The sequence below is a fragment of the Bacillus sp. Au-Bac7 genome (assembly GCF_021341655.1).
Taxonomy (GTDB): domain Bacteria; phylum Bacillota; class Bacilli; order Bacillales; family Cytobacillaceae; genus Niallia.
Genome location: NZ_JAJTTG010000001.1, coordinates 237,684 through 261,832 on the forward strand (window position 1 = coordinate 237,684; position 24,149 = coordinate 261,832).

At 40.2% G+C, this 24,149-nt stretch carries 27 protein-coding genes; 19 read left to right on the forward strand and 8 right to left on the reverse strand.

The genetic code is table 11. From position 1 onward, the window contains the following. Window positions 1–120: 120 nt before the first annotated feature. From LXM54_RS01265 to gndA, 3 genes are all read left to right on the forward strand, one after another. On the forward strand, window positions 121–597 hold the full coding sequence (locus LXM54_RS01265; protein ID WP_245399879.1) for a chemotaxis protein CheW: 477 nt from the start codon (window positions 121–123) through the stop codon (window positions 595–597). Window positions 598–620: 23 nt separating this feature from the next. Beyond that, complete coding sequence (locus tag LXM54_RS01270; RefSeq protein WP_233313246.1) at window positions 621–1,877, forward strand: DNA polymerase IV; 1,257 nt, start codon at window positions 621–623, stop codon at window positions 1,875–1,877. Window positions 1,878–2,038: 161 nt separating this feature from the next. Next, entirely contained in the window at window positions 2,039–3,448 is a 1,410-nt protein-coding gene (gndA, locus tag LXM54_RS01275) for an NADP-dependent phosphogluconate dehydrogenase (RefSeq protein WP_233313247.1), read from the forward strand. 49 nt (window positions 3,449–3,497) lie between these two features. Here the strand turns inward: gndA and LXM54_RS01280 are convergent, their stop codons facing one another. Together LXM54_RS01280 and zwf are read right to left on the reverse strand one after the other, a co-directional pair. Further along, window positions 3,498–4,607, reverse strand: coding sequence for a metallophosphoesterase (locus LXM54_RS01280; protein WP_233314716.1), 1,110 nt, complete (start codon window positions 4,605–4,607; stop codon window positions 3,498–3,500). An 88-nt stretch (window positions 4,608–4,695) separates the two neighbouring features. After that, window positions 4,696–6,201, reverse strand: coding sequence for a glucose-6-phosphate dehydrogenase (gene zwf / locus LXM54_RS01285; protein ID WP_245399878.1), 1,506 nt, complete (start codon window positions 6,199–6,201; stop codon window positions 4,696–4,698). A gap of 386 nt (window positions 6,202–6,587) precedes the next feature. Here zwf and rnz point away from each other — a divergent pair, with 386 nt between their 5' ends. The 3 genes from rnz (at window position 6,588) to msrA (ending at window position 9,050) form a co-directional block, all read left to right on the forward strand. After that, window positions 6,588–7,517 (forward strand): ribonuclease Z, encoded by a 930-nt coding sequence (gene rnz / locus LXM54_RS01290; RefSeq protein WP_233313249.1) that lies wholly within the window; start codon window positions 6,588–6,590, stop codon window positions 7,515–7,517. 27 nt (window positions 7,518–7,544) lie between these two features. Then, window positions 7,545–8,336, forward strand: coding sequence for an SDR family NAD(P)-dependent oxidoreductase (locus LXM54_RS01295; RefSeq protein ID WP_233313251.1), 792 nt, complete (start codon window positions 7,545–7,547; stop codon window positions 8,334–8,336). Between the two features lie 198 nt (window positions 8,337–8,534). Next, the gene (msrA, locus tag LXM54_RS01300; RefSeq protein WP_233313252.1) at window positions 8,535–9,050 is read left to right on the forward strand and encodes a peptide-methionine (S)-S-oxide reductase MsrA; all 516 of its coding nucleotides are present in this window, start codon (window positions 8,535–8,537) and stop codon (window positions 9,048–9,050) included. Between the two features lie 48 nt (window positions 9,051–9,098). On the opposite strand, the gene LXM54_RS01305 is transcribed toward msrA, so the two are convergent. Both LXM54_RS01305 and LXM54_RS01310 read right to left on the reverse strand, forming a co-directional pair. Continuing rightward, entirely contained in the window at window positions 9,099–9,536 is a 438-nt protein-coding gene (locus LXM54_RS01305; RefSeq protein ID WP_233313253.1) for an ASCH domain-containing protein, read from the reverse strand. 40 nt (window positions 9,537–9,576) lie between these two features. Then, window positions 9,577–10,485: an alpha/beta hydrolase gene (locus tag LXM54_RS01310; protein ID WP_233313254.1), complete on the reverse strand. Its 909-nt coding sequence runs from the start codon at window positions 10,483–10,485 to the stop codon at window positions 9,577–9,579. Window positions 10,486–10,790: 305 nt separating this feature from the next. Between LXM54_RS01310 and LXM54_RS01315 the strand changes: the two genes are divergently transcribed. Together LXM54_RS01315 and LXM54_RS01320 are read left to right on the forward strand one after the other, a co-directional pair. Continuing rightward, window positions 10,791–11,240: an OsmC family protein gene (locus LXM54_RS01315; protein ID WP_233313256.1), complete on the forward strand. Its 450-nt coding sequence runs from the start codon at window positions 10,791–10,793 to the stop codon at window positions 11,238–11,240. Between the two features lie 20 nt (window positions 11,241–11,260). Beyond that, on the forward strand, window positions 11,261–11,506 hold the full coding sequence (locus LXM54_RS01320; RefSeq protein ID WP_233313257.1) for a YqkE family protein: 246 nt from the start codon (window positions 11,261–11,263) through the stop codon (window positions 11,504–11,506). A 37-nt stretch (window positions 11,507–11,543) separates the two neighbouring features. Here LXM54_RS01320 and LXM54_RS01325 read toward each other — a convergent pair whose 3' ends face one another. Next, a complete protein-coding gene (locus LXM54_RS01325) occupies window positions 11,544–12,455 on the reverse strand; it encodes an aldo/keto reductase (protein WP_233313258.1) in 912 nt (303 codons plus the stop codon). A 73-nt stretch (window positions 12,456–12,528) separates the two neighbouring features. After that, window positions 12,529–12,681 carry a Z-ring formation inhibitor MciZ gene (gene mciZ, locus LXM54_RS01330; protein WP_233313259.1) on the reverse strand — a complete coding sequence of 51 codons (153 nt, stop codon included), beginning with the start codon at window positions 12,679–12,681 and terminating at the stop codon, window positions 12,529–12,531. Between the two features lie 93 nt (window positions 12,682–12,774). On the opposite strand from mciZ, the gene LXM54_RS01335 reads away from it, so the two are divergent. Both LXM54_RS01335 and LXM54_RS01340 read left to right on the forward strand, forming a co-directional pair. Continuing rightward, window positions 12,775–13,317, forward strand: a complete 543-nt coding sequence (locus LXM54_RS01335) for an NUDIX hydrolase (RefSeq protein WP_233313260.1) — start codon at window positions 12,775–12,777, stop codon at window positions 13,315–13,317. A gap of 9 nt (window positions 13,318–13,326) precedes the next feature. Next, window positions 13,327–14,499, forward strand: coding sequence for an endonuclease Q family protein (locus LXM54_RS01340; RefSeq protein WP_233313261.1), 1,173 nt, complete (start codon window positions 13,327–13,329; stop codon window positions 14,497–14,499). A gap of 52 nt (window positions 14,500–14,551) precedes the next feature. On the opposite strand, the gene LXM54_RS01345 is transcribed toward LXM54_RS01340, so the two are convergent. After that, window positions 14,552–15,109, reverse strand: a complete 558-nt coding sequence (locus LXM54_RS01345) for a GNAT family N-acetyltransferase (protein ID WP_233313263.1) — start codon at window positions 15,107–15,109, stop codon at window positions 14,552–14,554. Between the two features lie 155 nt (window positions 15,110–15,264). On the opposite strand from LXM54_RS01345, the gene spoIIM reads away from it, so the two are divergent. The 9 genes from spoIIM (at window position 15,265) to LXM54_RS01390 (ending at window position 23,275) form a co-directional block, all read left to right on the forward strand. Further along, a complete protein-coding gene (gene spoIIM, locus LXM54_RS01350) occupies window positions 15,265–15,933 on the forward strand; it encodes a stage II sporulation protein M (protein WP_233313264.1) in 669 nt (222 codons plus the stop codon). A gap of 123 nt (window positions 15,934–16,056) precedes the next feature. Beyond that, window positions 16,057–16,506: a ferric iron uptake transcriptional regulator gene (gene fur, locus LXM54_RS01355; RefSeq protein WP_233313267.1), complete on the forward strand. Its 450-nt coding sequence runs from the start codon at window positions 16,057–16,059 to the stop codon at window positions 16,504–16,506. A 133-nt stretch (window positions 16,507–16,639) separates the two neighbouring features. After that, window positions 16,640–16,867 carry a YqzK family protein gene (locus tag LXM54_RS01360; protein WP_233313269.1) on the forward strand — a complete coding sequence of 76 codons (228 nt, stop codon included), beginning with the start codon at window positions 16,640–16,642 and terminating at the stop codon, window positions 16,865–16,867. Window positions 16,868–16,873: 6 nt separating this feature from the next. After that, the gene (gene xerD / locus LXM54_RS01365; protein ID WP_233313270.1) at window positions 16,874–17,764 is read left to right on the forward strand and encodes a site-specific tyrosine recombinase XerD; all 891 of its coding nucleotides are present in this window, start codon (window positions 16,874–16,876) and stop codon (window positions 17,762–17,764) included. Between the two features lie 167 nt (window positions 17,765–17,931). Beyond that, complete coding sequence (deoB, locus tag LXM54_RS01370) at window positions 17,932–19,116, forward strand: phosphopentomutase (protein ID WP_233313272.1); 1,185 nt, start codon at window positions 17,932–17,934, stop codon at window positions 19,114–19,116. Window positions 19,117–19,128: 12 nt separating this feature from the next. Further along, complete coding sequence (locus LXM54_RS01375; protein WP_233313274.1) at window positions 19,129–19,950, forward strand: purine-nucleoside phosphorylase; 822 nt, start codon at window positions 19,129–19,131, stop codon at window positions 19,948–19,950. Between the two features lie 26 nt (window positions 19,951–19,976). After that, window positions 19,977–21,281, forward strand: coding sequence for a pyrimidine-nucleoside phosphorylase (locus LXM54_RS01380; protein WP_233314717.1), 1,305 nt, complete (start codon window positions 19,977–19,979; stop codon window positions 21,279–21,281). Window positions 21,282–21,396: 115 nt separating this feature from the next. Then, a complete protein-coding gene (locus LXM54_RS01385) occupies window positions 21,397–21,741 on the forward strand; it encodes a DUF6176 family protein (protein WP_233313279.1) in 345 nt (114 codons plus the stop codon). A gap of 118 nt (window positions 21,742–21,859) precedes the next feature. After that, a complete protein-coding gene (locus LXM54_RS01390; RefSeq protein ID WP_233313281.1) occupies window positions 21,860–23,275 on the forward strand; it encodes an amidohydrolase in 1,416 nt (471 codons plus the stop codon). 45 nt (window positions 23,276–23,320) lie between these two features. Here LXM54_RS01390 and map read toward each other — a convergent pair whose 3' ends face one another. After that, window positions 23,321–24,067 (reverse strand): type I methionyl aminopeptidase, encoded by a 747-nt coding sequence (gene map, locus LXM54_RS01395; RefSeq protein ID WP_233313282.1) that lies wholly within the window; start codon window positions 24,065–24,067, stop codon window positions 23,321–23,323. Window positions 24,068–24,149: the final 82 nt, after the last annotated feature.

A 24,149-nucleotide genomic window follows, 5' to 3' on the forward strand; every position in this document is an offset into this window, starting at 1 on the left:
ACAGCTAGATTTAGTCGTTTTGGTAGAGGATATAAGATAAAATTAGTATAATAATACTAGAGTGACTTTCAAATAACATCCATTTACATAAAAAATTAATAGAAAGCGAGAGAAGTATAAATGATACAGGATTTAGATAAAGCGGTAATATTTCAAGTTGGTTCAGGAGAATACTCTATTTCCATTAAGCACGTTATATCCATCGAAAAAGAGGAAAATATAACAAATATAGCTCAGCTGCCTTCTTATGTGCTTGGAATTACGAAGGTGCGGGATGAGCTTATTCCCGTTATTGATCTGCAAAATGTATTGTATAATAAGGCAACGCAGTCTAATGAGCACAACAGGCTGATTGTTATTAAAACAGAAGAACTGTCATTTGCTGTCTTAGTTCATGCAGCCAAGGAAATAATAGATGTAAAAGCAGAGATGATTAAACAAGCAGGCTTGTCTGCCTATCAAAAGACAAGCTATTTCACAGGTGTCTTGAATCTGGAAGACAATCGCCTCGTTATGGTGATTGAGCCGCATATTCTGCTTGATTCCCTTGATGGCATCAAAGAAATTAAGGATTATATGAACAAACAGCCTGTGTAGTAAAGATAGGATGGGTGATTTTAATGAAGGAATTCTATCCGAAAAAGGGCAGAGTCATTCTGCATGTCGATATGAATAGTTTTTATGCATCAGTAGAAATGGCATACGAGCCTTCATTAAAAGGAAAACCGCTTGCCATTGCAGGCAATGTGGAGGAACGAAAAGGGATTATTATTACATGCAGTTATGAGGCCCGAAAGTTCGGTCTAAAGACGACGATGCCCCTTTGGGAAGCGAAAAGACTGTGTCCTGAGCTGATTATCATGAAACCCCAGTTTGACAGGTATCGCACAGCTTCTGCTGCTATGTTTGACATACTGCGGGAATTCACCGATTTAGTAGAACCTGTATCCATTGATGAAGGCTATCTTGATATAACAGAAAGCTATGAGTTTGGAACTCCCCTTGAAATTGCGGAGTCTATTCAAAAAAGGATACACGACCGCCTGGATTTGCCATGCAGTATTGGAATTGCTCCAAACAAATTTCTCGCGAAAACCGCTTCCGATTTTAAGAAGCCAATGGGCATTACTGTTCTGAGAAAAAGGGATGTGCCAAACGTCTTATGGCCTCTTGAAGTCGAGGAAATGCATGGCATTGGCACAAAAACAGGTGAAAAGCTGAGGAAGCAGGGCATAACGACAATAAAGGATTTGGCGCATGCTGATTCAATCCAGCTGAAGGCAGTGCTTGGGATAAACGGTCTCCGTTTAAAGGACAGAGCGAATGGAATGGATAACAGACAAGTTGATCCTGAAGCTGCTAAAGAGTTCAAGAGCATCGGCAATTCATCCACATTGCCGAAGGATACAGCAAATCAGCAGGAACTATTTGCAGTAATTACAGAATTGGCCCATAAGGTTGCAACCCGAATGAAGCGCAAGAAAGTCCATGCAAAGGGGTTAAGTGTTACAATCCGGTATGGAAATAGGAAGAACTTTTCAAAAAGCAGAAAGCTTAGTAACCCGGTGAAAGCGGAAAGTGACTTAATCCACATCGCAAAGGAACTGTTTCTTCAAGCCTGGGACGGCAATGCGGTCAGACTGCTTGGCATAACTGCAACTGATTTAGTAGAGAATAGCTATGTTGCCAAACAACTCGATTTATTCTCGTTTGAAAAAGAAGCAGAAAAAGAGCCTTTATGGAAAACTATTGAACAGTTAAAGGCAAAATACGGTTCGAAAATTATTGAACCGGCTTCAGAAAATGCAGTTTCAAAGGCTGATGAAAATGTAGGAACACAAACAAGTTTTAACAAAGATTTCCTCCAAGGAAAGTAGTTTTATAAGTAATTTACTTTTTAAGAAAATTTTTTTCAGAATTTCGATGAAAGTTTGTTTGGAATGAGCTAGAATAGTTGTATAAATAGTAGAATCTTGCTAAAGTAAAGTGAATTCTACTATAAAGCTAAGGATACATAGTTTAGAAGGGACGTTAAAAGATGACAAAACAGCAATTTGGGGTTATTGGTTTAGCAGTCATGGGTAAAAACCTTGCTATGAACATCGAAAGCAGGGGCTACACTGTTTCAGTATTCAACCGTTCAAAAGAAAAAACGGAAGAAATGCTGCAAGAAACAGAAGGTAAAAACATTGTTGGCACATACACAATGGAGGAATTTGTTCAATCATTAGAAGTACCGCGCAAAATCATGCTTATGGTTAAAGCAGGTCCAGCAACAGATGCTACAATTGAACAATTGAAGCCATTGCTTGATAAAGGCGACATTGTTATTGACGGAGGAAACACTTTCTTCGTAGATACGCAAAGACGCAACAAAGAATTGAGTGAGCTAGGTATCCACTTCATTGGTACTGGTGTATCTGGTGGTGAAGAAGGAGCACTAAAAGGGCCTTCTATCATGCCTGGTGGACAAAAAGAAGCTTATGAGCTAGTAGCTCCTATCTTCAAAGATATCTCTGCAAAAGTAAACGATGAGCCTTGTACAACATACATCGGTCCAGACGGTGCTGGTCATTATGTAAAAATGGTTCATAACGGTATTGAGTATGGAGATATGCAATTAATCTGTGAAGCTTACTTCATCATGAAGCATGTTCTTGGCCTTGATGCTCAAGAATTGCATGAAGTATTTGCTGACTGGAACAAAGGCGAATTAGACAGCTACTTAATCGAAATCACTGCAGACATCTTCACTAAAGTGGATGAAGAAACAGGCAAGCCGCTTGTAGACTTAATCCTTGACACTGCAGGCCAAAAAGGTACTGGTAAATGGACAAGCCAAAGTGCACTTGACTTAGGTGTTCCACTTCCAATGATTACTGAATCAGTATTTGCACGCTTCATTTCTGCAATGAAAGAAGAGCGTATTAAAGCAAGCAAAGTATTGACTGGACCAGAAATCAAGCCGTTTACAGGCGATAAAGCTGCATATATTGAGTCTGTTCGCAAAGCCCTATACTTGAGCAAGATCGTTTCTTATGCGCAAGGTTTCGCGCAAATGAGATCTGCATCTGAAGAGTATAGCTGGGATCTTAACTACGGCGAAATCGCAATGATTTTCCGCGGAGGCTGCATCATCCGTGCACAATTCCTGCAAAAAATCAAAGATGCTTATGACCGTGACCCAGAATTGAAGAACTTGTTGCTTGATCCATACTTCAGCGATATCGCAGAGCAATACCAAGCTGCTCTTCGCGAAGTAATCTCAGGTGCTGTATTGAACGGTATTCCTGTACCAAGCTTTGCTGCTGCACTGGCGTATTTCGATAGCTACCGTACAGAAACGCTTCCAGCAAACCTTCTTCAAGCACAACGTGACTACTTTGGTGCACACACATACCAACGCACGGATAAAGAAGGCGTATTCCACACTAACTGGATGAAATAAACAGTTAAAACAAAAAAACACCATTCGGTGTTTTTTTGTTTGCTGAATTTTATACAAATTCAATATCAATACATACAATCTCCGAGCGGCTGCCCATGCGGATTGGAGGACCCCAAAATCCATAGCCAGATGAAACAATGGCATGAAGCTGCTCTTTTTGTTTATAGCCCCAATCTAATTCAAATACTTTTCTAGTAATTAAATGGTTTGGTGCCATTTGACCTCTATGTGTATGTCCAGATAAAGATAAATCGATGCCCTCCTCCATAGCTTGCACTAACTCTGCTGGCTGGTGATCCATCATGATGACAGGGAGATCAGCAGGTTTTTGGTGAGCCAATTCCCTGATAGGCAAGCGGTCTTTGTCTGTCTTATCTTTTCTGCCAATCAGGATAAATCGGTCATCTATGACTTCTGTCTCATCCATTAAAATCGTTACACCGACACGATTCATTTCTTCCAAAAACTCCGGAATTTTTTTACCATAATATTCATGATTTCCTAATACACCATAAATTCCTAAAGGAGCGGTTAATTCCATCATTTTATCACCCATTCTTTTACGGAGGAAGGGAATAGGGTCATCATCAATAATATCACCTGGAAAAAGAATGATATCAGGTTCCAGTCCATTGATTTGCTCTACAAGCCGGTTTAAGTGGGCATTGCCTGATAATGTGCCAAAATGCATATCGGATGCCATTGCTATCTTCAGCTTACTAGGTTTTGCTGTACCTTTAGGGAGCATAAGCTCATATTGTTTAATAACAGGGGAGTAAGCATTATAGCTCCCTGCAATCAGTAAATAAGCAAAAGCTATAAAGGTCATAATTCCAATAATAGCAACTGTTTTATCGGCAACCGTAAATCTTGAAATAATATATGCTGCTAAGTCAGCTATTGGCAAGATAAGGACAGCATATTGAAGAAAACCGAGCCAATACGAACCGACAATCCGGAATAAGGGAATGGAACGGATGAGATGGCCGGCAAAATACGAATATGCAACGATAAGCAGTATAGCCGTCAAAACAGGAACATACACATTCGGCAGCAATACTTCAAGCCATGTGAAGATATTCCAGCCAATATATAAAATAATTAAATTATATAGAAGAAATACGAGTAAAAATTGCACGACTATTTTTGTTTTTCCCATCAAACTTCGAAACTCCCATCATAATATTGATAAGTACATAAAAACGTGAAATCGAGGATTTCACGTTTTAATATTGTTATTATTATAATCAGCAAACATCTACTTCAAACTGACTTAGCGGCCACCAGAAGAATCCGTCTTTCTCAAGAAGCTCATCTGCTTCTTTCGGACCCATGCTGCCAGAAACATAGTTCGGGAAGTTTTCTGCTGGAGTGCTTGCCCAAGCTTGTGAAATCTTATCAACATAGCTCCAGGAAAGTGCCACTTCATCCCAGTGGGTAAAGTTTGTTGCGTCACCATGAATGCTGTCATCAATCAGCTTTTCATATGCCTCTGGAGTATTGATGCTTGCGATGCCTGTGTTGGCATAGCTTAATTTAATTGGTGTAGCTTCCATGTTTTGGCCAGCTTTTTTTGCATTTAAGTGCAAAGTGATTCCTTCTTCCGGCTGGATATGGATAACAAGCAGATTTGGCGTTAACGCTTGATCTGGTCTGTCATAAAGATTCATTGGGATATCTTTAAATTGAACGACAATTTTGGTTGATTTTGATTCAAGGCGTTTTCCTGTACGGATATAGAATGGCACACCAGCCCAGCGGAAGTTATCAATCATCACTTTTCCAGCCACAAATGTTTCGGTTTGCGACTCTGGATTTACCATTTGTTCTTCGCGGTAGCTAGGAACCTCCAAATCTTCCACTACACCTTTTCCGTATTGTCCTCTGACGAAATAATCCTTCACTGCATCCCCTTCAACAGGTCTCATTGCACGGAATACTTTAACCTTTTCAGAGCGGATTTCATCTGGAGTCAGACGGATTGGCGGCTCCATTGCAAGCAAGGCAACCATTTGCAGAATATGGTTTTGCACCATGTCACGCAAAGCGCCGCTTGTTTCGTAATACCTTCCTCTTTCTTCCACACCCAACACTTCACTAGAAGTGACTTGAATATTGCTGATATAACGGTTATTCCATAGATTTTCGAAAATAGCATTGGAAAAACGAATTGTTTCAATATTTTGAACCATCGCTTTACCAAGATAGTGGTCAATGCGGTATACTTCATTTTCTGCAAATGCAGTACGAATTTGTTCATTCAGCTCTTTGGCTGATTCTAAATCATGTCCAAACGGCTTCTCGATAATCAGGCGCTTAAAGCCAGCAACATCTGTCAGACCGTCCTCTTTTAAATGTATGGCAATCGGACCAAAGAATTCAGGTGCCATTGCTAAGTAGAACACTCTGTTTCCGCCCAAATTATATTTATTATCCAAGTCGTCCGCAATGTTTTTCAAAGCAGCATAGGAACTGGAATCAGCTACATCATGCGAATGGTAGCAGAAGTGGGAAGCGAATGCTTCTAAATCCTTGCTGCCAGATATTGCTTCAGCGACAGAGTTTTGTACATTTTGTTTGAATTGCTCATCTGTTAAAGTTCTTCTTCCGACGCCGACTACAGCAAAACGAGAAAGTTTGCCTTTTTGGTATAGACGGTAAAGGGAAGGAAACAGTTTTCTGTTTGCCAAATCTCCAGTTGCCCCAAAAATCATGATTAACGCAGTAGATTGTTGATTTTGATTCACGTACATGGACCTCTTTTCTATATATATGTATGATCTTTGTATCCCCATTGTTGTTGTTCAAGTTCTTGCAAAACTCGGTTTGCAAGCCTTGAGCATCTGTACAGATATAGAATTTTAGCTGACTAAAGTTAATTTGGCAAATATTATGTTTGAATATTTGAAAATTTTTAAAAGGTAAGCAGCCTATATCCATATCTGAAAAATATGTTGTCTTTTTAGATATTACATGATAATAGGGAAACTTACTAGGAAAAAGTTTTAATATATTTGGTTTGTGGCATTTTTTGCCGTATACTGCTATTAGTATCGATTTTTTTGTGCAAAATGTCCAATCACATACCCATACTTTTAGTAGAAAGAAGCTTAGAAAAAGAGAAAGAAGTGACTTGAATATGCAGCTTACATTTTTAGGAACAGGAGCTGGCATTCCAGCCAAGGCAAGAAATGTGACGAGCATCGCATTGAAACTGCTCGAGGAAACAGGAAGCATTTGGCTGTTTGATTGTGGGGAAGCAACACAGCACCAAATTTTACATACGAACATTAAACCGAGAAGAGTGGAAAAGGTGTTTATCACCCATCTTCATGGCGATCATTTATATGGGTTACCAGGCTTCTTAGCAAGCAGATCCTTTCAAGGAGGAGAAACACCTCTTACTGTATACGGACCAAAAGGAATTGCTGAATATATTGCTGTTAGTCTGAAGGTTAGTCAAACATACTTAAAATATGAATTAAAGATAGTAGAAATAGAAGATGGCATTATATTAGATGAAGATAAATTCACAGTGGAAGCGAAAATGCTGGAGCATGGTGTGGTGAGCTTTGGCTACCGTATTGTGGAAAAGAATAAGCCTGGTGTTCTGCAAACAGACAAACTGGCAGAAATCGGAGTAAAGCCTGGACCGATATTTAAAGAGATTAAAGCAGGCCGAAAAGTTACCCTTGAAGATGGCAGTATCATTGATGGCAGAGATTTTGTTGGACCTAGTATTAAGGGGAGAATAGTCACAATTTTAGGTGATACAAGAACCTGTCAAGCAGCAGTAGAGCTTGCAAAAGATGCTGATGTGTTAGTACATGAAGCCACTTTTGCTGAAGGGGAAGCAGACATAGCAAAGGAATATTATCATTCGACGACAACACATGCAGCTGCAAACGCAAAGGCAGCGGGGGCGAAATTTTTGATTCTTACCCATATTAGCGCCAGATATGATTGTGCCGACAGCCTTCTTGAAGAAGCAAAACGAATATTCCCGCCATCCTCTGCTGCAGAGGATTTCAAGGAATATGATATTCCAGTACAAAAAGATAGCGATTAATCATGAATGATATAAGAGGTGAAACGGATGGAAAGCTTACAAGGTAAAAATATCATAATAACAGGAGCATCATCAGGAATTGGCGAAAGGCTTGCTATCAATATAGCATTGCTTGGTGGAAGACCAATCCTGATTGCGCGAACAGAGGAAAAGCTCCAAAAAATCGCAGCAAAAATACAAAGTGAAACAGCAGTAAATCCAATCTATTTCGCTTTAGATGTAAGCGATCTGGAAAAAGTGCATGAGGTATTTGCTGAAATTAAGGAACAGGTCGGTTTTGTTGATATTTTAGTGAACAATGCCGGCTTTGGCATTTTTGAGTACCTCCATGAAACAAGTATTGCTGATATGGAAAGAATGTTTGCTGTCAATGTTCTAGGACTGATTGCTTGTACGAAGGAAGTTTTGCCGTCGATGTTAAGTGCCAATAAAGGTCATATAATTAACATTGCCTCACAAGCCGGCAAGCTAGCGACAGCTAAGTCAAGCGGCTATTCAGCAACAAAGCATGCTGTGTTAGGCTTCACTAACAGCTTGCGAATGGAGGTTGCTAAAACCAATATCCGTATTTCAGCAGTTAACCCAGGACCAATTGATACTAATTTTTTTGAGATTGCAGATAAATCCGGCAACTATGCAAAAAATGTGGAGAAGTTCATGCTTTCCACAGATTATGTTGCGGACAAGATAACAGCGCTGATTTTAAAACCGAAAAGAGAGTTGAATTTGCCGAAATGGATGAATGCAGGCAGCGTTCTTTATAATCTGTTTCCTCGTATTGCTGACCGGATTATGGGCGGCATGCTGGACAAAAAGTAATCTCCTTAACGGTAATATAGCCGAAACCTTAATTTCAGCCATTTTAAGCATCTTTCTATAGCTATTTATCCAATGAATGCAAGTCCTTTTTTAGTGTTAAATGGTAGTATCCTACTAGAATTTAGTATATACTAGTTTCAATCTTAAGTTAGAAGAATCTTCCGTTTAGGAAGTTAGTGGTCAGAAAGAGGGATGAAGATGGAAAAAGCAACATTTGCAGGCGGATGCTTTTGGTGTATGGTAACGCCTTTTGAAGAGCTTCCGGGAATCGGAGGCATTGTATCAGGGTATTCAGGAGGACATGTTGAAAATCCTACATATGAACAAGTGAAAACGGGTAGCACTGGACATGCAGAAGTGGTACAAATCACGTTCGATCCAGAGGTTTTTCCATATGAGAGACTGCTGGAGCTGTATTGGCAGCAAATAGATCCGACAGACAGCGGCGGGCAATTCCAAGACAGAGGTTCCCAGTACCGTACTGCTATTTACTATCATAATGAAAAGCAAAAACAGTTGGCAGAAAACTCGAAAAAGGCAATTGAAGACAGCGGCCGTTTCAAAAAGCCGATTGTAACAGAAATTGAGCCGGCAGCTATCTTTTATCCAGCTGAAGAATATCATCAAGATTATCATAAGAAAAATAAACAGCATTACAAAGAGGACAGAGCAATGTCTGGAAGAGATGAGTATATAAACGAGCACTGGAAATAAGCAAAAAAAAGACATGCAAAGAACGAAGCTTTGCATGTCTTTTTTTGCTTAAATGGAGATATCTCCATTATATTCCCATAATCCGAGCTGCCCTTTAGCAGGGATAACTACATCCAGCTGCTTCATAGAGCTCACTTCCCAAGCATAATTGCCGACAGTGTAGTCACCAAGGAAAAATTCATTGCCGATAACAAGGCGGCCATCTGCCAACACTGCCTCATTCTCTCGGCTGTCTATCACTCGTAAGCAGTCTGTTAACATGCAGACGCCGATAATCATTCCTGTTGGGAGAGTGTCTGGCGCTTGGCCTTTTAAGTTCAACAGTTTTTGAATATTGGGATGGCTGCTTGCCTTCTTGTCTATTTTCTTACTCGTATGAATGGCAAGAGGTCCGCGGTAATTTGTTTTCCACGACCTTGTCTCGAATTTACTTTCACCAAGTACAAATAAACTTGCCCAAGGCTGGATCATGGATAGAACTTTCATATAAAGAAGCCAACCTTCCTATAAAGAATATGTGAATAAATCACTGAATGACATATTCCTGCAAAAAATCATCAATTACTTTTTCATATTCTTCTTTATTTTCATTATAGCTTTGGGCATGAAAACCATTTAATGCTAAAAAAAGCTTTTTAGGTCCTTGTTTCTTTTCAAAAAGCTCCTGTGTCATATGCGGCAAAATAAAGGAGTCTTTTTCACTATGGATAAACAGCATCGGCTTCGCGATTTTATCAATAACTGCAATGGGAGACACTTGGCGGATAGAATATCGTTCTCTTGCCCGCAGAAAAACATCAGCAATTGGCAGAAACAGTTTTCCAGGCACCTTCATTTCAGCTTTGACAAGATGATTAAGCTGTTCGCCAAAATCGGAAAAAGGGCAATCAGCAATATAAAAATCAGCACCGTCTTCGACCATCCCGGCATATAGAATCATCGTGGCAGCTCCCATCGATTCCCCATGAATACCTAAAAGTATGTCTTTGCCTTTGTCTGCCTTTAACCAATCAACAACAGCTTTTAAATCGAATTTTTCGTAATGACCAAAGCTCGTTGTTTTTCCGCCAGACTCCCCGTGACGACGATGATCATAAATGACAACATTAAATCCTCTCTCAAGAAACAAGTTCATATATTTAATGGAGTTCGTTTTGCTTTCCGTCACCCCGTGGGCAATAATAATATACCGCTTTTCAGGGAAAGGCTCTGCTACAACTGCTTTCAGCATGTATCCATATGGGGAAGGGATGGTTACTTCCCGTTTTTTTAGGGATTCCAGAACTTCTGGCTTAAGTCTTCCAGCTGCTTTTTCCCTGTTAAAAATAAATTCGTCTTCTTTTTTCTTCATATACATCAATCGGTTCGTACAATATACACCGATGGATGAGATAAAAACTAAGAATGAAAAAAAATAGCGAAAAAATTTTTTCACATTCATTCCTCCGAACAAAATATTTCATTTCAAAAAACTAATATGAGTTTACCATTATTTTCTATAGAAACAAAGCGGACAATAATATAATTTGCACCCCTTGTCTCCTTACTGGCTTTTAGCTAAGCATGAAACAAGCTTTGCTAGTATTATACATACACAAAAACACGAGATTCGATACACATAAAAGCCTAAACAGGAAAAGATGAGTCAAGTGAGTAATTGTATAAGCTTCCAACGAACAAACGCTCCAAAATTATGGTATGATACTTTCATCAGGTTTTACAGAAAGGACGATGAAAGGAATGGCAGAACATCATTTTCATTTGCAGGCAAATTGGCCAGGACTTCGTAATGATATTGGCACAATTGAAAGCGGCAATTTAAAAACACAAATTTCTATTCCAAAGGAAATGGATGGTCCAGGTGTCGGGACAAATCCTGATGAAATGCTGCTCGGTGCAGCGGCTACTTGCTTTATAATTACATTGGCAGCAATGATGGAAAGAAGCAAATTAGATAAAAATAGCTTAACATTGGCATCGGAAGCGATTGTAGATGTGACAAACGGTGTCTTTACATATAAAGAAATCATCCATCGTCCAAATATAGTTCTTCCAGCTGGATCTTCAAGCAAAGAGGTGGAGCTTGCAAAAAGGCTCGCGGAAAAGGCAGAGGCATCTTGCATGATTACAAGAGCAATTAAAGGCAATGTTAAGGTTAGCCTTGAAGAGACGATTACAATCGAAGATTAATGGAAAGGTGGTTTCTTGCCATGAGAAAACAAAACAGACCTGCAAAAAAGGATAACACAGATAAGCCTGTAACACTTGGAGATATGCTGAATGAACAGCTTGCCAAACAGCTTAAGGATAAGAAGCAGGAGCTGAAAGCTGCAGAAGAAGAAAAACTTAAAGTCGAAGAAGAAAGAAAAAAAGAAGAGCGCAGGCAGCGTGATAAAAACAAAAGCTTTGAAGAACTCTTGAACGAGACACCTATGAATTGGAAAGAATACAAATAAAAAAAGCAGGCTAAAATCCTGCTTTTTTTGTTTACTCTTATCGGTGATCCTTATAGAAGGAAGCTTTTGATACGGCTTGAATGACTTTTTGTTCGTCCTGAGTTAAGGCAATGCTGTTAACAGCTCTGGCGTTTTCCTGCAGCTGTTCCACACTGCTAGCCCCAGCAATAACAGTAGCAACTGCCGGATTGGAAAGATTGTATTGGACAGCTGCTTCCAAAATAGAGCGTTTGCCTTCAAAGCGTGCCTGTAAACCTTCCAGTGTGGAGCGGAGCTCTTCTTCACTGTAGTCTAAATAGCCTTTTGCCGTAAGCTTTTTTAGGTAATTATCACTCAGCAAGCCCTTTGCTACTGGACCGCGCGTGACAACACTGATTCCGCTGTCATGAAGAAGTGGCAAGGCTTCCTCTTCTGGACGCCTGTCCAATATGCTGTATTGCATCATAACTGAAACAATATTAGAACGCTTTACATATTCTCTAATAACGTTTGGGCGGATGGAAGAAATGCCGTAATAACGGATATAACCTTCTGCTTTTAGCTCTTCGAATGCCTCAATTGTCTCCTCAATAGGATCATCGAGCGTTCCGCCGTGAAGCTGGTACAAGTCGATATAATCTGTATCAAGGCGTTTCAAGCTTTGTTTGGCCGCTTCTTTTATATAAGCCTTGCTGGCATCCCACGTCCAGCCTTCTTTGTTTTCCTGCCACTTGTTGCCAGCTTTAGAAGCAATAATAACATTCTCTCGGTTTTGCTTAAAGAATTTACCTAAGATTTGTTCATTCTGTCCGAAATCATATAAATCGGCTGTGTCAAAATAATTAACGCCTGCTTCCAGTGCTGCTTCAAGGATAGGGAAGGCTGTTTTTTCGTCTGTCCCAAGACTCATGCAGCCTAGTCCGAGAGCAGAAACATGTAAATCAGATTGACCTAAACGATTTTTCTTCATAAGCACACCTCTCTCACTAGTATTTCCATCTTTATTTTAACGAAAAGGAGGAGAAGAAGACAAAAAAAGTGGCTTAAAGTTTGTCTTCTTTTTTCTGCAGTGTTTTTTCGCCCTTTATCCAATCCTTAATATAAACATAGTCTTTACGGTAGTTTTTAAGCATATGCCGGACTTGCCATGCCTTTCCAGTCAGTATAATGGCTTTTTCCTGTTTATAAATCTTCAAAGACATCCTCCGTTTCCTTCCCTTTTGCACAGGGAAATAAGTATAATGAAATATATGAAAAATGGAATTGCTTAGAACAGGAGTGAAGGACAAATGGAAAATTTAGAAGAAAAGACAATCAGCACAGAGAAGATTTTTAACGGGAGAATTATTTCCTTACAAGTGGATGAGGTAATGCTTCCGAATGGCAGTACTTCCAAAAGAGAGATTATTAAGCATCCTGGAGCTGTTGCTGTTATAGCGATAACAGAAGAAGGGAAGCTTGTGGTGGTGGAGCAATACAGGAAAGCCTTGGAAAAAGCGATTGTGGAAATTCCGGCAGGCAAGCTTGAAAAGGATGAGGACCCAGCTCTTTGTGCAAGAAGGGAATTAGAGGAAGAAACCGGCTATGGCTGTAAAGAAATGAAGCTTATCAGCTCCTTTTATACTTCCCCTGGCTTTGCTGATGAAATTGTCCATGTATACTTGGCGAGCGGTCTTTATAAAATAGAAAATGCGGCAGAACTAGATGAAGATGAATTCGTCAACTTGATGGAAATTACAATGGAGGAAGCACAAAGCTTAATAACGGAGCAAAAAATCTTTGATGCCAAAACAATGTATGCCGTCCAGTACTGGCAGCTTCTAGGAAAATAAGGTGATTTAATGATTCGCATATTTGCAGATTTACATATCCATATCGGCAGAACAGCAAGCGGTAAGGCAGTAAAAATCACAGGATCTCGTACATTGACGCTTTTGAACATTATCGAATATGCCAGTTTTCAAAAGGGGCTTGATATGATTGGAATTATCGATTGTCATTCGCCAGAAATACTAATGGAAATGGATGAAAACATCGCAAAAGGCAGAATGGTTCAAAAGACAGGCGGGGGACTGGAGATGGATGGAATAACCATTATTCCTGGTTCTGAGCTTGAAATATATGATGATTCTTGTAAAGGGCCTATCCATGTGCTCTGTTATATGCCGACATTGACGGCTATGAAGGAATTCTCATCATGGCTTTCTAAATACATGAAAAACATTCAATTAAGCTCACAGCGCATCTATGTGACAGGCAAAGAACTGCAAAAAAAGGTAAAGAGTCTTGGCGGTTTGTTTATTCCTGCACATATCTTTACACCATATAAAAGTTTGTACGGAAGCGGCGTAAAAGCATCCCTTTCAGAAGTTTTTGATCCAGATTTGATTGATGCTGTAGAACTGGGCCTAAGCTCGAATACTATGATGGCAGATCAGATCAAGGAGCTACACAGCTATACGTATATCACCAATTCAGATGCCCATTCTCTGGCAAAAATTGCCCGAGAGTATCAAATTTTAGAGGTAGAGGAAGCATCCTTCACAGAGCTGGAGAAAGCATTGCAGGGTGTCGATGGCCGGCAAGTCGCAGAAAACTATGGAATGGATCCTTTGTTAGGCAAATATCATAATACAGTTTGTTTAAAATGCCACAAGCCATTAGGAGAAGAGGAAGAGGTATGCTCAAGCTGCGGGCATAAAAACGGAAAAAAAGGGGTGGCTGCAAGGATAAAAGAGCTTGCCACTGCTGGTGATAAGCCGTCAAGGCCGCCCTATATTCATCAAGTTCCACTGGAGTTTATTCCAGGTTTAGGGAAAAAAACACTTGAGAAGCTGCTTCATTATTTTTCGACGGAAATGCAAATTATTCATGAAGCACCGTATGAGCAGCTTGCTGAAATACTTCCGACTCAGGTGGCCGAATATATCCAAGCTGCAAGAGCTGGCAAGCTGTCGCTCACTGTTGGCGGCGGCGGCAGGTATGGGCGTGTTTCTAATAAAAATGACGAATAAAAAACGAGAAGAAATGGCGGATTGGCCGTTTCTTTTCGTTTTTTGTCATGAGTTAAGTCAAAGCAAACACACAAGTATCTCTAAGGGTACTTCCGTCTGCGCTCATACAATCCTTCCTTTGAATTCCTTCCAGCGTAAATCCGAGCTTTTCAGGGATGTTTCTACTTTTTGTATTGAGAGGGTCACAGCGAATCTCAATTCGATTTGCTTTTAGAACATCTTTCGCAAATTGGACCAATCCCTTCGTGCTTTCCGTAATATAGCCACATCCAGCAAATCTTGAATCACACCAGTAGCCGATTTCAAAAATGCGCACATCCCAATTAATTTTGTGAAGGCCAGTTGATCCAATAAATGTGTCTGTCTCTTTCAAGAAGATATGCAAGCGAATGTCTTCTCGTAAAATAAATTTAGCATACGACCTTCTAATATTCTCTTCTATTTCTTCGTATGTCTGCTGTTTGTGGGCAAAAGGGAGCCAATCTTGCAGCTCTTGCAAGGAATGCTGGATGCTGTCCAAAACTAGTTTTCCGTCACCTGGTAGGCATGGCCTTAAATACAGTCTGTCTGTTTCTATTCTAGGAGGAAAATCAAGGAGGATTGGTTTCATAAGCGCTCGCCCCTTCTATTGGTTTCTTTTAGTATACGTGCTGCCATCTATAATTTACAGATACTTTTGGTAGAAAAATACTAGATTTGCTAGTCATATACTGCTGAATCTTTTCATAGAATGAACTAACAGATTGGCACAGAGGAGAGGTAGCAATGAAAAAAAATAAGTACCAGAACATTCTAGCAAATCATTTTCGGGAGCATTCCTCCATCTATTTATTTATTGCGGTGTTGTTTTTGATGGGTGTCATATTTGGAGCAATTGTCGTGAACAGTTTAACATTGAGCCAAAAGGAAGATTTATTCTATTATCTGTCACAGTTTTTCAGCCAAATTTCTAATGGCAAGGTTGCTGACAGCAAGGATTTATTTATTCAAAGCTTTTCTCATAACAGTAAATTCATCGGCTTGATGTGGCTCTTGGGTATTTCTATCATCGGTTTGCCGGTTATTCTCATTTTATTGTTCATTAAAGGGATGGTTGTTGGATTTACAGTCGGATTTTTAGTAAACCAGATGGGCTGGAACGGCTTCTTGCTTTCTTTTGTGTCTGTTTTGCCTCAAAATATTATCATTATCCCGATTTTTATCATCTCTGCAACCTTGTCTGTTTCGTTTTCATTTAAGATGATTAGACAGCAATTTATGAAAAAAATGGGAGAGCCGATGCTGCCGTTATTTGGAAGATATATGTTTCTGCTGTTTGCTGCTATGATATTCCTTGCTGCTGCCGCTGGAGTGGAGGCCTATATTTCACCAGGACTTATGAAATCGATTATTAATATGGTAGAATCATTTATAGGGTTCATCCCGAAAGTGTAAGTAAATTATAATTATTTTAATTAACAAATAATTATTGATTCTTATTTATAATAATTTTTATTAGGATTCTATTCCTTCTTCTGTTATAATGATATGGACAGTGGCTAGGGAGGGACTTTCGGAATGGAAAGTAGAATAGATAGAATAAAAAAGCTGTTGCATTCTTCGAGCTATAAATTAACTCCTCAAAGGGAAGCAACAGTGAGGGTTTTGCTAGAGAATGAAGAAGACCACTTAAGTGCAGAAGATGTTTACCTCCTTGTAAAAGAGAAATCTCCCGAGATTGGATTAGCGACAGTTTACCGGACATTAGAGCTGCTGACTGAGCTGAAAATAGTCGACAAGATAAATTTCGGTGACGGTGTTTCTAGATATGACTTGCGACAAGAAGGTGCAGCTCACTTTCACCATCATTTAGTATGCATAGAATGTGGAGCTGTTGATGAAATTCAAGAGGATTTATTAGGGGATGTTGAAAAAGTGGTTGAACGTGACTGGAACTTTAAAATAAAAGATCACCGTTTAACCTTTCATGGAATATGTCATCGCTGTATTGAAAAAAGTGCAGATTAATCAAAGAATGAGAAACCTTTTTCATATGGAGAAGGTTTTTTGCATTGTTTAGTAGTTTTAGGTCCTATTACAGGTATATTTACTCCGTAAACTGGCATAGCTTTTAGTATGACACTAGTTTGGAGGAGTAATAATGCTGCAATGGTCTAAAGTAGTTTTTCGGACAGCAAAGGTTTTTTTGCTGTTTGTAGGATGCACAGTTCTTTTTTATTATGCGCTTATATGGTTTAATGATGAATATCAGGATTTTCATCGTTATGATGAACCATCTGGAGCTGCTGTGAAAGTGAGCGGTGATGGAAAGGCAGAGGAATTTTCCTGGAAGGAACGAATATTTCTTTTTTACTTAAATGGGGAGTAATGACTAATGGAAGAACAGCTAAAGGACTTTATGCATTTTTTATTGGTGGAGAAGGGTCTGGCAAAAAACACTCTAGTTTCGTATGAACGGGATTTGAAATCCTACAGTAAGTACATGAAAGAAGTAGAGATGGTTGGCCTTACCGATATTCAGCGTGCACATATTGTTCGGTTTTTGGGGTTTTTGAAAGATAACGGAAAATCTTCTAAAACAATTGCCAGACACATAGCTTCTATCAGAGCGTTTCACCAATTCCTTTTTCGGGACAGGGTGACCGAAGAGGATCCGACCGTACATATTGAATCGCCGCAAGGAGAAAGGTCATTGCCTAAGGTGCTGTCTATGAAAGAGGTAGAGGCGTTGCTTGAATTTCCGAATAAGCTGGATCATTTCGGAAAAAGAGACAAGGCTATGCTGGAGCTTTTATATGCAACAGGAATACGGGTGAGTGAGCTGATTCAGTTGAATATGGATGATGTCCATTTAATGATGGGCTTCGTTCGGTGTATCGGTAAAGGGAATAAGGAGCGAATCATTCCAATCGGGGGTGCCGCCACAAGGGCGCTTACAGAATACCTTGAAGAAGGAAGACCTGCTTTTATAAGCAAAAAAGAAGTAGGAGATGCCCTGTTTCTAAACCATCACGGCAGAAGACTGTCACGGCAAGGCTTCTGGAAAATCTTAAAACGACTCGGCAAAGAAGCGGAGATTAATAAGGAGATAACTCCCCATACCCTAAGGCATTCTTTTGCGACACATCTGCTTGAGAATGGGGCAGATCTGCGGGCAGTTCAAGAAATGCTTGGACATGCTGACATCTCTACAACACAAATTTATACACATGTTACAAAAACAAGATTAAAAGACGTTTATAGTCAATATCATCCAAGAGCATAGGGGCAGCCCTTTCACCTTTTTTCATACAATGGTGGAAGGACTGGCCCTAAAATTATTTTTATGCAAATAGATGTCAGACTTCTGACAATATGCTATAATTTTTTAGGTTAAAGATACATACTAAAGGGTAAAATAGGATGATTAATTCATATATAGGAGGTAATTAAATGTCCACATATCCATTTAAAAGGGTATTCCTAATTGTGATGGATTCAGTCGGAATTGGTGAAGCTCCTGATGCTGAAAAATTCGGCGATTTAGGTGCCCATACTTTTGGTCATATAGCTGAAAAGATGAATGGTCTCCATATGCCAAATATGGGGAAACTTGGCTTGAGCAACATCGAAGAAATTAAAGGTATTGATAAAGCAGACAAGCCGATGGCTCATTATACGAAAATGCAGGAAGCATCAAACGGAAAGGATACAATGACTGGTCACTGGGAAATCATGGGCCTGCGTATTGACACACCGTTTCGTGTTTTCCCGGAAGGATTCCCGGATGAGCTGTTAAATGAATTAAAAGCAAAAACAGGCAGAGAAATTATCGGCAATAAACCTGCCAGCGGTACGGAAATTTTAGATGAGCTTGGCGAAGAGCATATGAAAACAGGTGCCTTGATTGTCTATACATCAGCTGATTCTGTCCTGCAAATTGCAGCACATGAAGAAGTTGTACCATTAAAGGAGCTTTACGAGATTTGTGAAATTGCAAGAGAATTGACACTTGATGAGAAGTATATGGTAGGCAGAATTATTGCAAGACCGTTTGTAGGTGAACCAGGCAGCTTTAAAAGAACAGCAAACCGCCATGATTATGCGTTGAAGCCGTTTGAAAGAACAGTAATGAACGAACTGAAAGACAGCGGTTTTGACAGCATTGCTATCGGTAAAATCTCTGATATATATGATGGCGAAGGTGTTACTAAGTCACTAAGAACCGTATCGAATATGGATGGGATGGATAAGCTGCTTGAAACTTTACATATGGACTTTACGGGATTAAGCTTCTTAAATCTTGTCGATTTTGATGCTCTTTACGGACATAGACGTGATCCAATCGGCTATGGCAAGGCGCTTGAGGAATATGATGCAAGGCTTTCAGAAGTGCTGCCGCACTTAAACGAGGATGATTTGCTGATTATCACAGCAGACCACGGAAATGATCCTGTCCATCATGGAACTGACCATACGAGAGAGTATGTGCCGCTGTTAGTATACAACAAAAAAATCAGTGCAGGACAACAGCTTCCGTTAAGAGAAACGTTCGCGGACATTGGCGCAACGATTGCAGAAAACTTTAATGTCTCTATGCCAAAAAACGGAAAGAGCTTTTTAAAAGAGTTAATATAAGGAGCAGTGAACATGGATTATACTAAAATTAAACAATCAGCAGACTTTTTGAAGGGAAAATATTCCGCTGTGCCAAAAATTGGCCTCATCTTAGGCTCAGGACTTGGTGTTCTAGCTGAAGAAATCGAAAATGCTGTAAAAATTCCGTACGAGCAAATTCCAGAATTCCCAGTTTCAACAGTAGAAGGCCATGCTGGTCAGCTTGTATTTGGAACAATTGGCGGTGTGGAAGTTGTTGCAATGCAAGGGAGATTCCATTATTACGAAGGGTACACTTTTGAAAAAGTGACATTCCCAGTTCGTGTTATGAAAGAATTAGGTGTCGAAAACTTAATCGTAACAAATGCAGCAGGCGGTGTGAATGAATCATACGCTCCTGGAGACTTAATGCTTATTTCAGATCATATTAATAATATGGGAACAAACCCGCTTATCGGCCCAAATGATTCTGCCCTAGGCGTTAGATTCCCTGATATGTCTGAAGCATATTGCAAAAATTTACGTTCAACAGCTAAAGAAATCGCTGCAAGCATCGGCTTAAAGGTACAAGAAGGCGTATATGTCGGTAACACAGGTCCATCGTATGAAACACCGGCAGAGGTTAGAATGCTTAGAGTTCTTGGCGGAGATGCAGTCGGTATGTCAACAGTTCCAGAGGTAATTGTTGCTAGACATGCTGGACTTAAAGTCCTTGGAATCTCTTGTATTTCCAACATGGCAGCAGGTATTCTTGACCAGCCGTTGAATCATGAAGAAGTAATTGAAACGACAGAAAAAGTTAAAGCAGACTTCCTTAAATATGTGAAAGAATTGGTTACAAAAATCGGCGAATAGTAGATAAGGGGATTCTCACTATGAAAATGCGAATGGTTGATTTAATTGAGAAAAAACGTGATGGACGCGAATTGACGGAAGAGGAAATTTCTTTCATTATCAACGGCTATACAGATGGTACAATACCTGATTATCAAATCAGTGCATTTACAATGGCAGTGTTTTTTCAAGGCATGACCGAGAAGGAACGAGCTGATTTAACAATGGCAATGGTTCATTCCGGTGATGTAATCGACCTGTCGGCAATTGAAGGAATCAAAGTTGACAAACATTCTACTGGCGGTGTCGGCGATACGACGACACTTGTACTCGGCCCGCTCGTTGCGGCTGTAGGCGTTCCTGTTGCGAAAATGAGCGGCAGGGGTCTTGGCCATACTGGCGGAACGATTGATAAATTAGAAGCAGTAAAAGGTTTCCATGTGGAAATCGATAAAGAAGAATTTATTAAACTAGTAAATAAAAATAAGGTTGCTGTCATTGGTCAAAGCGGCAATCTGACTCCTGCTGATAAGAAATTGTATGCTTTAAGAGATGTTACGGCAACAGTAAACAGTATTCCTCTTATTGCAAGCAGCATAATGAGCAAAAAAATCGCTGCCGGTGCTGACGCGATTTGTCTTGATGTTAAAACAGGGGCAGGAGCTTTTATGAAGTCATTGGATGACTCAAGGGAACTTGCAGAAGCAATGGTTCGAATCGGCAATAATGTCGGCCGCAAGACGATGGCAATTATTTCTGACATGAGCCAGCCGCTTGGATTTGCCATCGGTAATGCTTTAGAAGTGAAGGAAGCAATCGATACATTAAAGGGTCAAGGACCAGCAGACTTAACAGAGCTTTGTCTCACTCTAGGCTCTCAGATGGTGTATTTAGCGGAGAAGGCTGAAAATATTGAAACAGCAAGAGAAATGCTCGAGGATGCAATTAAGAGCGGCAAAGCCTTGGAAACGTTCAAGCTGTTTTTAGAATCACAAGGCGGCGATTCAAGTGTTGTGGATGAGCCTGAGCGTCTTCCACAAGCACAATACAAGCTTGAGCTACCTGCAAAGGAGTCCGGCTATGTGGCAGAAATCACGGCTGATAGTATCGGAACAGCAGCGATGATTCTAGGTGCTGGCAGAGCGACGAAGGAGTCAGAAATTGACTTAGCTGTTGGATTGGTTCTAAACAAGAAAATCGGTGACAAGGTGGAAGCAGGCGAATCCCTTGTGACGATTTATAGTAATACAGACAATGTCGATGATGTTAAACAAAGATTATATGAGCATATTAAAGTGACAGATCAAAAAGTAGATGCTCCTGAATTAATTTATGAAGTAATTTCAGGCTAAATAAAGCAGGAAGGAAGGTCGAGGCGAACTCGATCTTCTTTTATAGCAAACTAATTAGACGGGTATCTAATTAGTTTGCTATAATGACATTAATTACTTGAGGAGGGTGCTGCTTGTGAATATAGAGTTGACGAAAGTAAAAGTGAAAAAAGGTAAATCTGCAGTCGTGGATAAATGGATGGCGCTTCTAAATAAGGAAATGGACAAGGTGCTGCTGACGTTGGAAGATGAAAAAATGTATGTGGAAACAATCTTTCGGGAGGTTACAGGCGGTGAGGAATTTCTTTATTGGTACTCAATCCAAGGTGAAGGGGGAGCTTTGTTAGCGGAATCCAAACATGAAATAGATAACCTTCATATTGCCTATTGGGAGGAATGTATAGACAAGGAATATGAGCCAGTACATATGAAAAATGAGGTTGTCATGATACAGAATAAAGTGATGGATGTTCTTCAATAAAAATGTTTTCGTCAGATTTCCTGACTGATTAGTGGCACGAATTAAAAAGATGGGTTATGCTTTTAAAATACAGAATATTCATTCTTCTTTTTGCAACTAATTGATTAGGAGGCTTTATATGAGTAAAACAGATGTAGTAGAGTGGCTGAACGAACATGAACAATTCTTTACAGACATGGCGAAGGATATATGGGAACATCCGCAGCTTGCTTATGAGGAAACGCATGCTGTCGGGCTGCAAATAGCAGCACTGCAAAATGCCGGGTTTACGGTTACAAAAAATGCAGGAGGCTCAGAAACGGCTTTTATTGCAGAGTTTGGTAGCGGCAGTCCAGTCATCGGCATATTAGGAGAATATGATGCATTGCCAGGTCTTTCTCAAACCGTATCGCCAGTTCGGGAGGAAATAGTTGCAAACGGTCCAGGCCATGGCTGCGGACACAATCTATTAGGGACAGCAGGGGTGGCAGCAGTTATTGCCTTAAAAGAGAAAATGGCAGAGGAAAGCCTCACTGGAACGATTCGTTATTATGGCTGTCCGGCCGAAGAGGTTCTGTCAGGCAAGACCTTTATGGCAAGAGAAGGTGTATTTGATGATTTAGATTGTGCCCTTACTTGGCACCCAGGTACTGCTAATATGACGTCAAACTTTAGCATGCAAGCAATGGTGTCAATTAAATTCCATTTCAGCGGAATTGCAGCACATGCTGCAGGAGCTCCTCATGCCGGCAGAAGTGCACTTGATGCCGTGGAAATCATGAATATTGGCAGCAATTATTTGCGAGAACATATCCTCGATGGCTCGAGAATACATTATGTCATTACTAATGGAGGTCTTGCTCCTAATGTTGTTCCAGATGCTAGCACCGTGTGGTATTATATCCGGGCTGCCACAAAGGAACAAGTGGACGAATTGCTTGAAAGGGTAAAAAAATGTGCCGAGGGAGCGGCCATAATGACAGAAACGACAGTTCGTTCTGAAATTCTTGCTTTCGCCTATGAAACATTGCCCAACGATACATTAAACGGGCTAATGCTGAAAAATATGGAGGAAAACCCGTTATTCTTTACAGAAGAGGAAAAACAATTTGCAAGTGAAGTTATCGCTTCCATTGACCCAAGTATCGTTGCTACATCTAAACAGCGCATTGCAGCATTCACAGATGATCCCCTTCCAACAGTCAATATTGACGATCAAAGAATGAAAGGTGTATCAATCGGCGGTTCAACAGATGTCGGCGATGTAAGCTGGATCACCCCTGTAGGACAAGTGATGACAACTTGTGCACCGGTAGGAGTTCAAGCGCATTCCTGGCAAGCAACGGCTTGTTATGGCAGCTCTATCGGCTTTAAAGGAATGCATTTAGCTGCCAAAACAATGGCTTTAACACTTTATGATTTGTTGGAAGATCATTCTTTAATAGACGAAGCTAAACAAGAGTTTGCAAAAACATCGGCTGTGAAACTTTATGAGCCTGGAATACCGGCAGATGTAATGCCGCCAAATCAAGTGAGACAGCTTATCCACGAATAATTGCATACAAAAAGGGAAGCGTTAAAATTAGCTTCCCTTTTTTTCTTATTGCTTTGTTAATATCTCAGGCCCATTTGCTGTGATTGCGAGCGTATGCTCATATTGAGCTGAGAGACTGCCGTCTACTGTTCTTGCAGTCCAGCCATCTAAATCAACCTTCGCATGATACATTCCGGTATTTAACATTGGTTCTATCGTGATAACCATGCCTTCTTTCAGCCTTCTACCCAAATTTGGAGGACCAAAATGAGGAATTTGCGGCTCTTCATGCATGTCTCTGCCAATCGCATGGCCGACAAAGTCGCGAACAACGGCATAGCCTTTTGACTCTGCAAAGGTTTGAATGGCATGGGAAATGTCGCCGACCCTGTTTCCTACAACTGCTTGCTCTATCCCTTTATACAGGGCCTCTTCTGTCGTTTTCAGCAAGTTTTGCGCTTCCTCCGAAATCGTTCCGACCGCATAGGACCAGGCAGAATCGGCAAGCCATCCGTCTAAATTCACCACCATATCTATTGTAACGATATCGCCATTTTTCAAAGCAGTCTTGTTTGGAAATCCGTGGCAAATAACATCGTTGACAGATGCGCATGTCGCAAAAGGATAACCGTGATATCCCTTCTGCTCAGGTGTTGCTCCTCTTTTTGTGATATATTCTTCTGCAAATCTATCAATCTCAAGTGTTGTAATGCCAGGTTTAATTAACTTGCGGATTTCCTTATGGCAATCTGCAAGGATTTCCCCGGCTTTCTTCATCTTTTCGATTTGCTCCTTTGTTTTTATTTGAATCAAAATTTCTCCTCCTTTATTTCGAAAAAACCACTAAGTTAATACAGCTTATTTCTATAGCCGAACTATTTATATAACAGTCTAA

Coding starts and splice junctions, on each gene's coding strand:
- xerD (WP_233313270.1), top strand. CDS start 16,874: ATGGAAGAACAGCTAAAGGACTTTATGCATTTTTTATTGGTGGAGAAG.
- gndA (WP_233313247.1), top strand. CDS start 2,039: ATGACAAAACAGCAATTTGGGGTTATTGGTTTAGCAGTCATGGGTAAA.
- LXM54_RS01335 (WP_233313260.1), top strand. CDS start 12,775: ATGGAAAATTTAGAAGAAAAGACAATCAGCACAGAGAAGATTTTTAAC.
- LXM54_RS01340 (WP_233313261.1), top strand. CDS start 13,327: ATGATTCGCATATTTGCAGATTTACATATCCATATCGGCAGAACAGCA.
- msrA (WP_233313252.1), top strand. CDS start 8,535: ATGGAAAAAGCAACATTTGCAGGCGGATGCTTTTGGTGTATGGTAACG.
- LXM54_RS01345 (WP_233313263.1), bottom strand. CDS start 15,109: ATGAAACCAATCCTCCTTGATTTTCCTCCTAGAATAGAAACAGACAGA.
- LXM54_RS01305 (WP_233313253.1), bottom strand. CDS start 9,536: ATGAAAGTTCTATCCATGATCCAGCCTTGGGCAAGTTTATTTGTACTT.
- spoIIM (WP_233313264.1), top strand. CDS start 15,265: ATGAAAAAAAATAAGTACCAGAACATTCTAGCAAATCATTTTCGGGAG.
- LXM54_RS01270 (WP_233313246.1), top strand. CDS start 621: ATGAAGGAATTCTATCCGAAAAAGGGCAGAGTCATTCTGCATGTCGAT.
- fur (WP_233313267.1), top strand. CDS start 16,057: ATGGAAAGTAGAATAGATAGAATAAAAAAGCTGTTGCATTCTTCGAGC.
- LXM54_RS01375 (WP_233313274.1), top strand. CDS start 19,129: ATGGATTATACTAAAATTAAACAATCAGCAGACTTTTTGAAGGGAAAA.
- LXM54_RS01315 (WP_233313256.1), top strand. CDS start 10,791: ATGGCAGAACATCATTTTCATTTGCAGGCAAATTGGCCAGGACTTCGT.
- LXM54_RS01390 (WP_233313281.1), top strand. CDS start 21,860: ATGAGTAAAACAGATGTAGTAGAGTGGCTGAACGAACATGAACAATTC.
- LXM54_RS01360 (WP_233313269.1), top strand. CDS start 16,640: ATGCTGCAATGGTCTAAAGTAGTTTTTCGGACAGCAAAGGTTTTTTTG.
- LXM54_RS01325 (WP_233313258.1), bottom strand. CDS start 12,455: ATGAAGAAAAATCGTTTAGGTCAATCTGATTTACATGTTTCTGCTCTC.
- LXM54_RS01295 (WP_233313251.1), top strand. CDS start 7,545: ATGGAAAGCTTACAAGGTAAAAATATCATAATAACAGGAGCATCATCA.
- zwf (WP_245399878.1), bottom strand. CDS start 6,201: ATGTACGTGAATCAAAATCAACAATCTACTGCGTTAATCATGATTTTT.
- rnz (WP_233313249.1), top strand. CDS start 6,588: ATGCAGCTTACATTTTTAGGAACAGGAGCTGGCATTCCAGCCAAGGCA.
- LXM54_RS01320 (WP_233313257.1), top strand. CDS start 11,261: ATGAGAAAACAAAACAGACCTGCAAAAAAGGATAACACAGATAAGCCT.
- LXM54_RS01380 (WP_233314717.1), top strand. CDS start 19,977: ATGCGAATGGTTGATTTAATTGAGAAAAAACGTGATGGACGCGAATTG.
- deoB (WP_233313272.1), top strand. CDS start 17,932: ATGTCCACATATCCATTTAAAAGGGTATTCCTAATTGTGATGGATTCA.
- LXM54_RS01265 (WP_245399879.1), top strand. CDS start 121: ATGATACAGGATTTAGATAAAGCGGTAATATTTCAAGTTGGTTCAGGA.
- LXM54_RS01280 (WP_233314716.1), bottom strand. CDS start 4,607: ATGGGAAAAACAAAAATAGTCGTGCAATTTTTACTCGTATTTCTTCTA.